Consider the following 13609-nt stretch of genomic DNA (forward strand, 5'->3'; position numbering starts at 1 on the left):
GTGGCTCATGGTCGACGTCGTGCGGAGCATCGCTGAGGAGTACACGCGAGCGGATATCCCACCGTTCAGCCCTGGCGATACGGTGCGGGTGCACTATCGCGTTGTCGAGGGAAACAATGTCCGCATCCAGCCCTTCGAGGGGGTAGTGATCCGCAGGCGTGGCGGTGGGACCGACGCCACCTTCACCGTGCGCCGGATCGCCGCCCATGGAGTCGGCGTCGAGCGGACATTCCCTCTGTACAGCCCGCTGATCGAGAAGATCGAGGTGATCCGGCACGGGAAGGTCCGCCGGGCGCGCCTCTACTATCTCCGAACTCGGACTGGTAAGGCGGCCCGGATCAAGGAGCGTCGCCGGCCAGCCGGCAGCTACCTGCGCTAGCTCTGCCCACGACTGTCCCGCGATTTGGTCATCACGAGCTCGCTTGCAGTTCCCCGCTGTTGGGGTCAGTCCGCTGTGGTCCCCGCTTCAGGCCTTGCCGGGGGGTGAAGCCTTCCGATCTGGGCGGGAGCGGGGACGGCTACTTCTGGTCGTCCTCTGAAGCCCTCCAGGCGCTTTGCGCGTCCCAGCGCGGTCCGCGCGGTCGGGCACTGTTGGCGTCTTCAGAACCCCCTCCAGCACGGCTGATCGATAGGCAATCGCTGGCCTCGCGTCTGTACCTCCCTGTGATACCGCGCTAGGATAGGGAGCCGGAGAGCCTGGCTACCGTCTCGATGGCCGGGCGAGTTGCGGACACGGGAGGGATGGCAATCGCGGGGGCTAGGAACGTGCGCGCTACAACGGCGGAGTCTCCGCAGCCGGATCCCGAGCTGGAGGCTGCATTCTGGCATCGGGGTAAACAGCGCGTGGTCGGGCTAGACGAGGTCGGTCGCGGCTGCCTGGCTGGCCCGGTGGTCGCCGCCGCCTGCGTGCTTCCGCCTGGCTTCGTCCCACCGATGCCGGTGCGTGACTCCAAGCAGCTTACCCGCGCGCAGCGCGAGCTCCTGGCCCGGGTGATCCTTGAGCACGCAGTGGCTGTCTCGGTCGGCGCAGCTTCGCACCGCGAAGTGGATCGCCTCAACGTCAGGCGCGCGACCGCGCTGGCGATGGCGCGGGCACTCCGTCGTCTCGGCGAGTGGGATCATGTGATCTACGACGGTTTACCGATGCCAGAATTCTCCTCGCCGCGCTTCACCGCAGTGGTCAACGGCGATGAGCGCTGCCTCTCGATCGCCTGTGCCGCGATCGTCGCGAAGGTGACTCGCGATCGGCTGATGGCGCGCCTAGCGCGTCGCTTTCCGTTCTATGGCTGGGAGCGCAACGCCGGCTATGGTACGGCCGAGCACCTGGCTGCCCTGGAGGCGCACGGCGTATCTCCCTTCCACCGGCGATCTTTCTCCCCTGTGGGGCTGTCTCTCAATGGCACCCATCCCCGCGAGACCTGTAGTGACCAGGATCTCGAGCGGTGAACCGCCAGCGCCACCTCGGGCGGCGGGGCGAGGAGCATGCCGCGCGGTGGTTGCAGGAGCGTGGCTGGGTCATTCTGGATCGCAACTGGCGGGGATCGGCCGGCGAGCTCGACGTCGTCGCCCTCGACGGAGAGGTGCTGGTCGGGGTCGAGGTGAAGCTCCGTCGGGGCGAGGAGTTCGGTGCCGCCGAGGAGGCAATCACGCCGTCGAAGCTCACTCGGCTGCTCCAGACCACTTCCGAGTACCTCTTGCACCATGCTGAGCACAGTGAGCGCCTGTGGCGGGTAGACTTGCTAGCGATTACGCTGGACGCGCGGGGCAGAGTGCAGCGCGTGATTCACGTCGAGAACGCGGTAACCGGCGAATGAGCGAACACGGCGAGTGCCGGAACGCAGCGTGAGAGCGGAGCCAGGCGGTGAGGCTGAGCGAGGAGATCCGACAACGGCTCGTGGCCGCTGTGGCAGAGCATGCCGACGCGATGATCGGCTTCGCCCAGCGGGCGGTGCAAACCCGGAGCTTGCCCGGCGAAGAGGAAGCGATGGCCCGGCTTCTGCGATCGGAGATGGAGCGCCTGGGCTATGACGAGGTCTGGGTCGACCGGGTGGGCAACGTGATCGGCTTGCTACGGGGCAGTGGCGGCGGCAAGTCAGTGCAATTCAACTCGCACATCGACCATGTGCACGAAGGAGATCCGGCTCTCTGGCCGTACCCTCCATACGCTGGCGTCATCGAGGGAGGAGTGCTTTACGGCCGTGCGGCGAGCGACGTGAAGGGCGCCCTGGCGGCGCAAGTCTACTTGGGGCCAGTGCTGCGCACTGCGGGGCTGCGACCTCGTGGTGACATTTTCATCACCGGAGTTGTGCTGGAGGAACTCGGCGGGTTCGGCACCGCCACGCTGTGCCAGGAGCTTCGAACCGACTACGCAGTGTTGGGCGAGGCTACCAACCTGGAGGTCCGGCGCGGGCATCGTGGACGCATTCTGGTCGAGGTTCGCTTCACCGGAAGATCGGTGCACGCCAGCGCGCCTGAGCGGGGAGCGAATCCCCACTACGCCCTGGCTCGCTTTCTTCGGGCGCTCGAGGAGCTGCCGATGCGGAGCCACCCTGACCTGGGGCGCTCGACTGTGGCCCCGACGCTGATCGCGACCGATCAGACCAGCAGCAACGTGACGCCTGGGGTGCTGGCACTCTCGCTCGACTGGCGCAATGTCCCCGGCGAGGAGCCGGAGGATGTCGTGGACCGGGTGCGCGAGCTTGCCCAGGCGAGCTTGACTCCCGGAGTGACAGCCGAGGTGCGGGCAGTTGGACGCCGGGTTCGCAGCTACACTGGCCTGGAGGCGGAGATGCCACCGACACGCGGGTTCGTGCTTCCGGGGGAGCACCCGCTGGTGCGCGCAGCGGCCACGACACTGGGCGAAGTCTTCCAGCGCCAGGTGCCGGTGGGGCTGTGGCAGTTCGCGACCGACGGTGGACACCTCGCGCGGGCCGGCATCGCGACCATCGGTTTCGCGCCGGCAGAGGAGCGGTTCGCGCACACCGTAAACGATCAGGTAAGCCTGCACCAGTTGCGACAGGCGCTTCTCGGCAACGCGGCGCTCGCGCTCGCGCTGCCTGACGCCGAAGAAGGGAGCCCTCGATGAGCGCGTCCGCCGAAGCTCACCGCGCCGCGGCCCCGCAGCAGGTGCGCTGCGCGGTCGTGACCGTCAGCGATACCCGGACGCCGGAGACGGATGCCAGTGGCGCGCTTATCCGGGAGGCGCTCGAGCGGCATGGGCACACCGTGGTGGCATACCAGATCGTGCCGGATGAGCCGGAGCGGATCGGCCCGTTGCTCGACGAGCTGGCTGGGCGCGGCGACTGCGACGCGATTCTGATCAACGGCGGCACCGGCATCGCCCGGCGAGACACGACGTACGAGGTGGTGGCGGCGCGGCTGGAGAAGCGGCTGGACGGCTTCGGCGAGCTCTTCAGGATGCTCAGTTACCAGGAGATCGGGCCGGCGGCGATGCTCTCGCGGGCGACGGCTGGGGTGTATCGCGACCGGATCGTAGCCCTGATGCCAGGATCGCCGAACGCGGTACGACTCGCGATGGAGAGGCTGCTGCTGCCCGAGCTGGCCCACCTGGTCTACGAGATGAGGAAGTAACGCGCAGGCGAGGAGTCGGCACCATGACGCGCGAGGCCAGGGCTGAGACGTCGCGCTCACCCCAAGTGCTGCGGGGGATGCGCGATTTCTTGCCGCAACAGATGCTGCTGCGACAGGAGATCGTCGACCGCTTCAAGGCAGTGTTCGAGCGCTTCGGCTTCGAGCCGATCGACACCCCGCTGCTCGAGTACTACGAGGTCCTGGCGGGGAAGTACGGCGAAGAGGGCGAGAAGCTGATGTACCACTTCCAGGACCACGGTGGTCGGGAGGTGGGCCTGCGCTACGATCTGACCGTGCCCCTGGCACGCTTTGTGGCCGCGCACCGGCACGAGCTGACGTTCCCGTTCAAGCGCTACCACATCGGCCCGGTCTTCCGCGCGGAGAGGCCGCAGCGCGGCCGCTACCGGCAGTTCTGGCAGTGCGACGTCGACACGGTCGGCACTCGATCGATGCTGGCCGACGCCGAGGTGCTCCTGGTCTGGATCGAGGCGCTCGCTTCCGTCAACATCCCGAATGTCGTCGTTCAGGTCAACCATCGGAAACTGTTACAGGCGCTGGCGTCGCACGCGGGCGTGCCAGCCGAGCAGGCGCTCACTGTCTACCGAGCGATCGACAAGCTGGAGAAGATTGGCCCAGAGGGGGTTCGGGAGGAGCTTCTTCGCCACGGTGTGTCCGAGCCGGCTGCCCAGGGAGTGCTGGGCCTGGTGCAGCTCCGCGGTGAGCCAGGTCCGGTTCTCGCCGAAGTGCGCCAGCGCCTTGCCGGTGACCCGCAGGCGATGGAGGCGGTGGCCGAGCTCGAGGAACTCTTCCGCTACCTAGGTCTCCTCGGAGCTGACCCCCGGCGCTACGCGCTGAACCTGGCGCTAGCCCGCGGCCTCGACTACTACACTGGTCCTGTCTTCGAAGCGGTGGTTGAGGAACCGGCGATCGGTTCGCTCGGGGGCGCGGGCCGCTACGACGGGCTGATCGGCATGTTCCTGGGCGAGGATATTCCGGCGACCGGCGGCTCGCTCGGGCTCGAGCGAGTCGTCGAGGTGGTTCAGGAGCTGCAACTGCTCCATGCCCCGTCGACCGTGACCCAGGCGTTGGTGACGGTGTTCGACGACGAGAGCTGGGGTGTCGCGCTCGGGTTGGTCCAGGAGCTGCGCGCAGGCGGGGTCGCGGCCGAGGTCTACCTGGGAGAGCGGCGCGACTTGCGCCGGCAAGTCCAGTACGCGGATCGCAAGGGAGTGCCGCTGGTGCTGTTCTGTGGTCCCGACGAGCTAGCGGCCGGCGTGGTCACGATTCGCGAGCTGGCCAGCGGCGAGCAGCACCGGGTCGCCCGGGCTGACCTCGTGAGCGAAGTGCGGCGTCTCCTCGCTGCACGCGACCCTCGTTCGGCGAGCACTTGAGGCGCTCCACCACTGGTTTCGGAGCCTGGTGCCGGGTAGATCGACCCTCCACGAGTTCGGCCATGTGCCTTCCTGGCAACTTGACGCTGGCGGAAGGCTGGCGCAGAGTAGCCGGGTGCGTGCAGGCGCGAGCATCTGCGAGAAAGAGGACGAGGCATGAGTAGCGAGCCGATGAACCGGGTGATGGTTGTGGTGGCGCATCCGGACGACATGGAGTTCAGTTGCGGTGGCACAGTTGCGAAGTTCGCTCGCGAGGGGCGCCATATCGTCCTCGTCCAGTGCACGTCCGGCGACAAGGGCACTAACCGGCGGGATCTGACACCGGAGCAACTGGCCCGGCTGCGCGAGGAGGAGGAGCGCGAAGCCTGTCGTCGCCTGGGCGTGGCGGAGGTAGTCTTCCTGGGTCTCCCGGACGGCGAGCTCGTGCCCGATCTGGCCTTTCGCGAGAAGATCGTCCGGCAGATCCGCCAGCACCGGCCGGATATCGTCATCACGCATGACCCGTTCCGGCCCTATGCGCTGCACCCGGACCACCGAGCCGTCGGCATCACGACGGTCGACGCGGTCTACCCCACGGCCCGCGACCCGTTGTACTTCCCCGAGCACCTGAAAGAAGGGCTCGAGCCGCACAAGGTGGCCGAACTCTGGCTGTTCGGAGCTGAGTATCCGGATCTGTACATCGACATCTCGGAAACGCTCGATGCCAAGGTGCACGCGCTACGGGCGCACGTGAGCCAGGTGGGCGAGGCGAAGGATCTGGAAGAGCGTATCCGCGAGCGAACCGCGGAGGTAGGAGCCAGCCAGGGCATCCCCTACGCCGAGGCGTTCAAAGTGATCAAAATGCGGCGCTAGCGACGGGTCCGGCCCTTACTCGCGTCCGTTTCGCCATATTCGGCGCGACACGTGCCGGGTGCGGAGGACGCCGTGTCAGCGTTCTCCATCGATCGGTGGTGCTGGGAGATCTTCAGCATTTCCAGGGCTTGACAGTGGTTCGGCCAGTCGCTACAGTATGAATCTAGGGACAACCCGATAGCGCCAACGACGACGAACGGAGCGAGTACGCGCCGGAGCGGGGCTCAGCGAGCCGGCGGGTGGTGAGAAGCCGGCGCCAGCGCGGGCGCGGAATGGATCCGGGAGTTGCGCCCCGAACGCGACAAGCTAGTAGGCGGCGCCGGAGACTCCACCGTTACCTGGGAGCTGGGTATCGGATCGGGCAGTGGCCTGGTCCCGTACTCGTAGAGGTGGGATGCCCGCGTGAGCGGCATCCAACCAGGGTGGCACCGCGGAGTGAATTGAACCTCCGTCCCTGCTGGGACGGAGGTTTTGTTTTGGCTCTTGGCTCGCGAGAGGATTGCGCAGCATGGCGGAAGCGGTGGCCGCGCATCGAAGACATCGGACCTCGACGCCTCCGACTGCGGCCCGGTATCGCCCCACGCTGGCGGAGGTGGCCGCGCTGTCGGCTCGCGGTAACCTGATCCCGATCTACCGGGAAATCGTGGCCGACCTGGAGACGCCAGTCTCCGCCTTCCTCAAGGTCGCTCGCGGTCGCTATGCCTTCCTCCTGGAAAGCGTCGAAGGCGGGGAGCGGCTCGCACGCTACTCCTTCATCGGCGCCGACCCGTTCCTGACGCTGGAACTCCGCGACGGCCAGGCGGTCGCTCGCTTCCACGGCCATCGCGAGTCGGCTGAGGTGACCGGTCCACCGGTGGCGTTCGGTGGGCTCGACTATTATGGGTACCCCGCGAGCGAGCGCCGGTTCACCTTCGATGACCCGCTGGTCGCGCTGCGCCAGTACCTGGAGCCGTACCAGACCGTCTCACTGCCCAGCATGCCTCGCTTCCTGGGGGGCGCGGTCGGTTATCTCAGCTACGAGGCTGTCCGCTACTTCGAGCGCTTGCCGGTTGCCCCGGTCGATCCGCTAGGCTTCCCTGACGGCTTCTTCATGTTCGTCGACTCGATGCTGGTCTTCGACCATCTGGAGCGAACGATCAAGGTCGTCAGCCACGTCCACGTCGACGAGCGGACGCCGCTCGAGCAGTCCTACGGTGAAGCCGTGGATCGTATCGAGCGACTGGTGGCCCGTTTGAACGGCCCACTTCGGACGCCGCTCGGGCGAGAGCCGATCGACGAGCGTCCGTTGCCGGACCGCCTGGTTCCGAACGTCGATCAGGCGACATACGAGGCAATGGTCGGCCGGGCTAAGGAGTACATCGCAGCCGGCGACATCATTCAGGTCGTTCTGTCCCAGCGGCAGGCGCTGCACACTGGGGCTCACCCGTTCACCGTGTACCGCGCGCTGCGCCGGGTGAATCCCTCGCCCTATATGTTCTTCCTCCAGCTCGGCGATGACCACCTGATCGGCTCGTCGCCGGAGATGCTGGTCCGGCTCGACGGCGACACGCTGCTGATGCACCCGATCGCTGGCACGCGGAGGCGTGGCCGCACCGACGAGGAGGACGAGGCGCTGGCCAACGAACTGGCGAACGACGAGAAGGAACGGGCCGAGCACATCATGCTGGTCGACCTCGGCCGCAACGACATCGGCAGGGTTTCTCGACCCGGCACGGTCCGTGTGCCCAAGCTGATGGAGATCGAGCGCTACAGCCACGTGATGCACCTGGTGAGTCACGTCACCGGGATACTGCACCCCGATCTCACCGGGTTGGACGCGCTTCGCGCGTGCTTCCCGGCGGGCACGGTTAGCGGCGCGCCGAAGATCCGCGCTATGCAGATCATCGCCGAGCTCGAGCCGGAGCGACGCGGCCCCTACTCAGGGGCGGTCGGCTACGTCGACTTCGGTGGCAATCTGGATACCGCGATCACGCTGCGCACGATCGTGATGCGCGGTCAGACGGCATATCTCCAGGCCGGCGCCGGCATCGTCGCCGACAGCGTGCCGGAGCTGGAGCACAAGGAGTGCCATCACAAGATGCGGGCGCTGGTGCGCGCGATCGAGCTGGCGGAGGAGATAGAGCGAGAGCTCCGGGAGGGCGGCACACCATGATCCTCTTGATCGACAACTACGACTCATTTACCTACAACCTCTTCCAGTACTTGACCGAGCTGGGAGCCGACGTGGTCGTCCGGCGGAACGACGCGATCACCGTCACGGAAGCCGAAGCGCTGGAACCTGACGGCATCGTGATCTCGCCGGGGCCATGCACCCCGCGCGAGGCCGGGGTGTCGGTTCCTCTGATCCGCGAGCTCGCCGGCCAGGTGCCGATCCTGGGGGTCTGTCTCGGTCACCAGGCGATCGCGGAGGCGTTCGGCGGTCGCGTGGTACGAGCGCCCAGCCTGATGCATGGCAAGACCTCGCTGATCTACCACGACGGGCAGGGAGTCTTCGCCGGGCTGCCCTGCCCGTTCGTCGCCACGCGCTATCACTCGCTGATCGCGGAGGAGGCGAGCCTGCCCGAGGTGTTGGAAATCAGCGCCCGTAGCGAGGACGGGCTGATCATGGGGCTTCGCCACCGCACGGGGGCGATCGAGGGCGTGCAGTTCCACCCTGAGTCGATCCTGACCGAGGTGGGCAAGGACCTTCTGAAGAACTTCCTGCAACTGGTCGAAGCGCGTCGTCAGACCGGACAAGCGTCGGCTCTGGTCGCTACGGGAGGTGAGGGATGATCGTCGACGCGATTCGCAAAGTCGCCGGTGGGGAAGTGTTGACGCAGGCGGAGGCTGCCGAGGCGATGGAAGCGATCATGACCGGCGAGGCGACGCCGGCCCAGATTGCCGCGCTGGTCACTGCCCTGCGCCTGCGCGGCGAGCGCGAGGAGGAGATAGCTGGCTTCGCCCAGACGATGCGCCGCCATGCCGTGCCGGTCGCCCTCTCGCTCCAGGATCCAGTCGTCGACACCTGCGGAACAGGGGGAGACGGCGCCCGGACGTTCAACATCTCGACGGCGGCTGCCTTCGTGGTCGCCGGCGCGGGTGTGCCGGTCGCCAAGCACGGTAATCGGGCAATGTCGAGCCACAGCGGCTCTGCCGACGTGCTCGAGGCGCTCGGCGTGCGGATCGATCTCGGGCCGGACGCGGTCGCCCGCTGTGTTCAAGAAGTCGGTATCGGCTTCATGTTCGCGCCGCGCTTCCACCCGGCCATGCGCCACGCGGCGCCGGTGCGTCGTGAGATCGGCATCCGCACCGTCTTCAATGTTCTGGGGCCGATGACCAACCCCGCAGGGGTGCGGCACCAGCTCATCGGCGTCGCCATGCCCGACCTGGTGGAGACCGTGGCCCGGGTGCTGGCGCTGCTCGGGACAGAGCACGCGCTGGTCGTGTACTCGGGCGACGGTCTCGACGAGCTGAGCCTGGGTGCGCCTAACCGGGTCTATGAGGTCCGTGCCAACGGCTCGACGACCGTGCACCAGTTCACGCTCGACGCCGCCGAGCTGGGCTTAACTCCCGTCGCCTCGGAGGCGGTGCGGGGAGGCTCGGCCGCCGAGAACGCGGCGCTGATTCGCCGGGTGTTGCAGGGCGAGCCGGGTCCTGCGCGCGAGATCACGCTGCTCAACGCGGCGGCAGCGCTCTACGCGGCCGATAGCGCCTCCTCGCTCGGGGAGGGTCTTCTACTGGCGGCACGGTCGATCGACAGCGGCGCCGCGCTCGCCCGGTTGGAGGCCTTGATCGAGCTTTCGAACCGGCTGATCGAGGCCGAGGTGCAGGTCTGATGGCACGAGAGCAGGCGACGTTTCTCGACCGCATCCTCGAGCGGACACGCCAGGATTTGGCCAGGCGCCAGGAGGCTCAGCCGCTCGCCGCACTCGAGCGAGCGCTGGCCGCCCGGCCGCCCTCGGTACCCTTCGCCGCCACGCTGCGCGGCGAGCGTGTCCGGGTGATCGCCGAGGTGAAGCGTGCTTCACCTTCGAAGGGACCGATCGCGCCGGGGGTCTCCGCCGAGGCAGTGGCACGCGACTATCTGGCGGGTGGTGCGGCAGCGATCTCCGTGCTGACCGACGAGCCGTTCTTCCAGGGCTCACTGGCCGATCTGGAGACTGTGAGCCGCCTCGCACACGCCGCGTGGCCACCTCGACCGGTGCTGCGCAAGGACTTCATCGTGGATCCGCACCAGGTGGCGGAGGCGCGCGCCCACGGCGCCGACGCGGTGCTCCTGATCGTGGCCGCGCTCTCAGACGGTAGCCTCCGCGAGCTGATGGCGGCAGTGCGCGACTACGGGCTAGAGGCCCTCGTCGAGGTGCACGACGAGGCGGAGCTCGAGCGAGCGCTCGCAGCGGGGGCCCAGGTTGTCGGGATCAACAACCGTGATCTGCGTACCTTCATTGTCGATCTGTCGGTGAGCGAGCGACTCGCGCCGCTGGTGCCGCGCGATCGGGTCGTCGTGGCGGAGAGCGGCATCCACAGTCGCGCCGATGTCGAGCGCCTGGCGGCCGTGGGGGTGCACGCCGTTCTCGTCGGGGAGTCGCTGATGACCGCGCCGGATCGGCGGGCAGCACTGGAGGCGCTATGCCGGTGAGGCCTGGCATCGTCAAGCTCTGCGGGATGCGCACTCCCGAGGACGCGCTGGCTGCGGCCGCGGCCGGAGCCGACCTGATCGGGCTGGTCTTCGCGCCGAGCAGGCGCCAGGTCTCGCTTAGCCTCGCCTGCGCCATCGTCCAGGAGCTCGAAACGTTACCGGCCCGACCGGCCGTCGTCGGGCTCTTCGTGAACGCGCCGGCCGCCGAGGTGCTCCGGCTCGCCGAGACGGTGCCACTCGACCTGATCCAGCTCTGTGGCGATGAGCCAGCGGCCTACTTGGACAGCTTGGATCGCCCGGTGCTCCGCACCCTTCGTCTTCGCCCCGGCATTACCAGCCGCGAGGCGCGCGCACTGGCGACTACGTACTTCGAGCGGCCGCGCCCGCCGCGCGCCCTCGTGGTGGACGCGCACGTGCCCGGGCACTTCGGCGGCACGGGCACCCTGGCAGACTGGGAGCTTGCGGCGGAACTCGCCACGGAGTTCCCGGTTGTCCTGGCCGGAGGGCTACATCCAGGCAACGTCGCGCAGGCGATCGCCAGGGTGCGCCCGGCTGGGGTGGACGTCTCCAGCGGCATCGAGACCCAAGGGCGCAAGGACCCTGCCAGGATTCGCGCGTTCGTCGCGGCGGCCCGCGCGGCGTTCGGCGCTCTGGATGAGGAAGCTCGCGATCTCTCCCCTGAGCCGCAGCCGACCCTCGCCTGGAAGGAGGAGTTATGACCCTCGAGACGAGTACACGACCGACCTCCCAGTTGCCGGATGAGCGCGGGCGCTTTGGACAGTTCGGCGGCATCTACGCGCCAGTGACGCTGTTGCCGGCCATCGAGGAGTTGATTGAAGCCTATAACGAGGCGCGCCAGGATCCAGCCTTCCAGGCCGAGTTCGAGCGGCTGCTCCGGCACTACGTGGGCCGTCCGACGCCGCTCTACCACGCGGCCAAGCTAAGCCGGGAGGTCGGTGGGGCGCAGATCTACCTGAAGCGGGAGGATCTGGCACACACCGGCGCGCACAAGATCAACAACGCGGTCGGCCAGGGGTTGCTCGCCAAGCGGATGGGCAAACCGCGCGTGATCGCCGAGACGGGGGCGGGCCAGCACGGCGTCGCGACGGCGACGGTCTGCGCCATGCTCGGCCTCGAGTGTGTGGTCTATATGGGCGAGCTCGATATCCAGCGCCAATCCCTCAATGTCTTCCGCATGAAACTGCTGGGCGCCGAGGTAAAGGCCGTTACCTCGGGCAGCCGCACGCTCAAGGACGCGATGAACGAGGCGATCCGGGACTGGGTAACCAATGTCCGCACCACGTACTACCTCATCGGCTCAGTCGCCGGCATGCACCCCTATCCGATGATGGTGCGTGACTTCCAGTCGGTGATCGGGCGAGAGACACGGCAGCAAGCCCTGGAGCTGTGCGGCCGTCTGCCTGACGCGATCGTTGCCTGCGTCGGAGGCGGCTCGAACGCGATGGGGATCTTTTACCCCTTCCTGGAGGATTCGGAGGTCGAGCTGCACGGGGCCGAAGCGGCCGGCGAGGGGATCGAGACCGGCCGGCACGCCGCCAGCCTGACAGCGGGGCGCGTCGGGGTGCTCCACGGCTCCCGCTCGTATGTGTTGCAGGACGATGATGGGCAGATTCTGGAGGCGCACAGCATCTCGGCCGGGTTGGACTACCCGGGTGTCGGGCCGGAGCACAGCTACCTGAAGGAGATCGGCCGCGCGACGTACCACCCGATTACGGACCGCGAGGCGCTGGAGGCGTTCCAGCTCCTCTGTCGCACCGAGGGGATCATCCCGGCCCTGGAGCCGGCGCACGCGGTGGCGCTGGCGGTTCGCCTGGCCGCGGAGCGCAGCCCAGACGACATTATCGTGGTCAATCTCTCTGGTCGTGGAGACAAGGACATGCACACCGTCGCGCAGGCGCTGGGGGTGACCTTATGAGCGGAGTGCGACAGAGCCGTATCGCGGAGACGTTCGACCGGCTTCGGAGCCGGCGCGAGATCGGGATCTTCCCCTACTTGACCGTGGGCTTTCCGGAGCGCGAGAGCACGCTCCAGCTCGTGCCGGCGCTGGTGGAAGGTGGAGCAGCGGCGATCGAGCTGGGTATTCCCTTCTCCGATCCTCTGGCCGACGGGGTAACGGTTCAACGCGCGAGCCAGATCGCGCTCGGCAACGGGGTGACGGTGCGCTTCTGCCTCGAGACCGCGGCCAGCCTGCGCCGGTCGGGCGTTGACGTGCCGCTCGTCTTCATGGGATACTTCAACCCACTGCTCCAGTTCGGGCTGGAGCGGTTCGTGTCTGCTTGTGCTGAGATCGGCGTAGACGGGCTGATTATCCCTGATCTGCCGCCGATCGAGAGCGACGAGCTGGCCGCGATCTGCCACCAGTACGGGCGTGATCTGATCTTCATGGTCGCACCGACGAGCACCGATGCGCATCTGCAAGCCGTCGCTCGCCAGGCGAGCGGGTTCGTGTACTGTGTCTCGCTGACCGGCGTGACCGGAGCTCGCGACCGGCTCGATGCGGGCGTCGGTGCCTTTCTCGCGCGCGTGCGGCGTCATATCGATCTTCCGTTGACGCTCGGTTTCGGCATCGCCCGTCCAGAGCACGTGCAGGAAGCGGCTTCAGTCGCCGATGCTGTGGCCGTCGGCAGCGCTTTGCTCGAGCGGATCAGTCAGGCTACGCCTGATCGGCAGGTCGAAGCGGCGCGATCGTTCATCGAGTGGCTGCGCTCACCGTTGCTATCGAGCGCGGGGTGAGACGATCACTAGGAGGGGAAGGGCATGGGCTGGTGCCGGGGCATCCGCGGGGCGACCACGGTGGAGCGAAACGACGCGACCGACATGCTGGAAGCGACGCGGGAACTACTCACGGCACTAGTCGAAGCCAACGGCATTCAACCCGACGATGTGGCCAGCATCATCTTCACGACCACGCCGGATCTCACCGCGACCTTCCCGGCCGTGGCGGCCCGCGAGCTCGGCTGGGTACACGTGCCGCTCCTGTGTGCTCACGAGATGGACGTGCCGGGGGCGCTGCGGGGCGTGATCCGGGTATTGATGCACGTGAACACGGACAAGTCGGCTCGCGAGATCAAGCACGTCTACCTGCGCGGCGCGCGCGAACTGAGGCCCGAGTGGGCGTTCGACGGTTAGCGTCCGG

General features: G+C 67.5%; 15 protein-coding genes. All 15 read left to right on the forward strand.

The genetic code is table 11. The annotated features are described in order from the left end of the window. Positions 1 to 7 precede the first annotated feature (7 nt). The 15 genes from rplS (at position 8) to aroH (ending at position 13602) form a co-directional block, all read left to right on the forward strand. Positions 8 to 379 (forward strand): 50S ribosomal protein L19, encoded by a 372-nt coding sequence (gene rplS, locus NET02_RS08330; RefSeq protein ID WP_284056931.1) that lies wholly within the window; start codon positions 8 to 10, stop codon positions 377 to 379. 386 nt (positions 380 to 765) lie between these two features. Beyond that, positions 766 to 1446: a ribonuclease HII gene (gene rnhB / locus NET02_RS08335; protein WP_284056932.1), complete on the forward strand. Its 681-nt coding sequence runs from the start codon at positions 766 to 768 to the stop codon at positions 1444 to 1446. After that, positions 1443 to 1814 carry a YraN family protein gene (locus NET02_RS08340; RefSeq protein ID WP_284056933.1) on the forward strand — a complete coding sequence of 124 codons (372 nt, stop codon included), beginning with the start codon at positions 1443 to 1445 and terminating at the stop codon, positions 1812 to 1814. The genes rnhB and NET02_RS08340 overlap by 4 nt, the downstream gene beginning before the upstream one ends. 47 nt (positions 1815 to 1861) lie before the next feature. Beyond that, positions 1862 to 3085, forward strand: coding sequence for a M20/M25/M40 family metallo-hydrolase (locus tag NET02_RS08345; RefSeq protein ID WP_284056934.1), 1224 nt, complete (start codon positions 1862 to 1864; stop codon positions 3083 to 3085). Beyond that, complete coding sequence (locus NET02_RS08350; RefSeq protein ID WP_284056935.1) at positions 3082 to 3591, forward strand: MogA/MoaB family molybdenum cofactor biosynthesis protein; 510 nt, start codon at positions 3082 to 3084, stop codon at positions 3589 to 3591. The genes NET02_RS08345 and NET02_RS08350 overlap by 4 nt, the downstream gene beginning before the upstream one ends. A 23-nt stretch (positions 3592 to 3614) precedes the next feature. After that, on the forward strand, positions 3615 to 4982 hold the full coding sequence (gene hisS, locus NET02_RS08355) for a histidine--tRNA ligase (RefSeq protein ID WP_284056936.1): 1368 nt from the start codon (positions 3615 to 3617) through the stop codon (positions 4980 to 4982). Between the two features lie 156 nt (positions 4983 to 5138). Further along, positions 5139 to 5834 carry a PIG-L deacetylase family protein gene (locus NET02_RS08360; protein ID WP_284056937.1) on the forward strand — a complete coding sequence of 232 codons (696 nt, stop codon included), beginning with the start codon at positions 5139 to 5141 and terminating at the stop codon, positions 5832 to 5834. 508 nt (positions 5835 to 6342) lie between these two features. After that, the gene (gene trpE / locus NET02_RS08365; protein WP_284056938.1) at positions 6343 to 7986 is read left to right on the forward strand and encodes an anthranilate synthase component I; all 1644 of its coding nucleotides are present in this window, start codon (positions 6343 to 6345) and stop codon (positions 7984 to 7986) included. Then, entirely contained in the window at positions 7983 to 8606 is a 624-nt protein-coding gene (locus tag NET02_RS08370; protein WP_284056939.1) for an anthranilate synthase component II, read from the forward strand. The genes trpE and NET02_RS08370 overlap by 4 nt, the downstream gene beginning before the upstream one ends. Next, positions 8603 to 9649: an anthranilate phosphoribosyltransferase gene (gene trpD / locus NET02_RS08375; protein WP_284056940.1), complete on the forward strand. Its 1047-nt coding sequence runs from the start codon at positions 8603 to 8605 to the stop codon at positions 9647 to 9649. The genes NET02_RS08370 and trpD overlap by 4 nt, the downstream gene beginning before the upstream one ends. Next, a complete protein-coding gene (trpC, locus tag NET02_RS08380) occupies positions 9649 to 10452 on the forward strand; it encodes an indole-3-glycerol phosphate synthase TrpC (protein WP_284056941.1) in 804 nt (267 codons plus the stop codon). The genes trpD and trpC overlap by 1 nt, the downstream gene beginning before the upstream one ends. Beyond that, positions 10443 to 11171, forward strand: a complete 729-nt coding sequence (locus NET02_RS08385; protein ID WP_284056942.1) for a phosphoribosylanthranilate isomerase — start codon at positions 10443 to 10445, stop codon at positions 11169 to 11171. Before trpC ends, NET02_RS08385 begins: the two co-directional genes overlap by 10 nt. Beyond that, on the forward strand, positions 11168 to 12388 hold the full coding sequence (trpB, locus tag NET02_RS08390; protein WP_284056943.1) for a tryptophan synthase subunit beta: 1221 nt from the start codon (positions 11168 to 11170) through the stop codon (positions 12386 to 12388). Before NET02_RS08385 ends, trpB begins: the two co-directional genes overlap by 4 nt. Continuing rightward, entirely contained in the window at positions 12385 to 13206 is an 822-nt protein-coding gene (gene trpA, locus NET02_RS08395) for a tryptophan synthase subunit alpha (RefSeq protein WP_284056944.1), read from the forward strand. Before trpB ends, trpA begins: the two co-directional genes overlap by 4 nt. A 24-nt stretch (positions 13207 to 13230) precedes the next feature. Next, positions 13231 to 13602 carry a chorismate mutase gene (gene aroH / locus NET02_RS08400; RefSeq protein WP_284056945.1) on the forward strand — a complete coding sequence of 124 codons (372 nt, stop codon included), beginning with the start codon at positions 13231 to 13233 and terminating at the stop codon, positions 13600 to 13602. Positions 13603 to 13609: the final 7 nt, after the last annotated feature.

Source organism: Thermalbibacter longus (assembly GCF_023806485.1).
GTDB classification, from domain to species: domain Bacteria; phylum Chloroflexota; class Chloroflexia; order Thermomicrobiales; family Thermomicrobiaceae; genus Thermalbibacter; species Thermalbibacter longus.

Excerpts from the sequence above, each read along its gene's own strand:
- NET02_RS08370 (WP_284056939.1), top strand. The coding sequence starts at position 7,983 with ATGATCCTCTTGATCGACAACTACGACTCATTTACCTACAACCTCTTC.
- trpA (WP_284056944.1), top strand. The coding sequence starts at position 12,385 with ATGAGCGGAGTGCGACAGAGCCGTATCGCGGAGACGTTCGACCGGCTT.
- trpB (WP_284056943.1), top strand. The coding sequence starts at position 11,168 with ATGACCCTCGAGACGAGTACACGACCGACCTCCCAGTTGCCGGATGAG.
- NET02_RS08360 (WP_284056937.1), top strand. The coding sequence starts at position 5,139 with ATGAGTAGCGAGCCGATGAACCGGGTGATGGTTGTGGTGGCGCATCCG.
- NET02_RS08385 (WP_284056942.1), top strand. The coding sequence starts at position 10,443 with ATGCCGGTGAGGCCTGGCATCGTCAAGCTCTGCGGGATGCGCACTCCC.
- hisS (WP_284056936.1), top strand. The coding sequence starts at position 3,615 with ATGACGCGCGAGGCCAGGGCTGAGACGTCGCGCTCACCCCAAGTGCTG.
- trpE (WP_284056938.1), top strand. The coding sequence starts at position 6,343 with ATGGCGGAAGCGGTGGCCGCGCATCGAAGACATCGGACCTCGACGCCT.
- trpD (WP_284056940.1), top strand. The coding sequence starts at position 8,603 with ATGATCGTCGACGCGATTCGCAAAGTCGCCGGTGGGGAAGTGTTGACG.
- aroH (WP_284056945.1), top strand. The coding sequence starts at position 13,231 with ATGGGCTGGTGCCGGGGCATCCGCGGGGCGACCACGGTGGAGCGAAAC.
- trpC (WP_284056941.1), top strand. The coding sequence starts at position 9,649 with ATGGCACGAGAGCAGGCGACGTTTCTCGACCGCATCCTCGAGCGGACA.
- NET02_RS08350 (WP_284056935.1), top strand. The coding sequence starts at position 3,082 with ATGAGCGCGTCCGCCGAAGCTCACCGCGCCGCGGCCCCGCAGCAGGTG.
- rplS (WP_284056931.1), top strand. The coding sequence starts at position 8 with ATGGTCGACGTCGTGCGGAGCATCGCTGAGGAGTACACGCGAGCGGAT.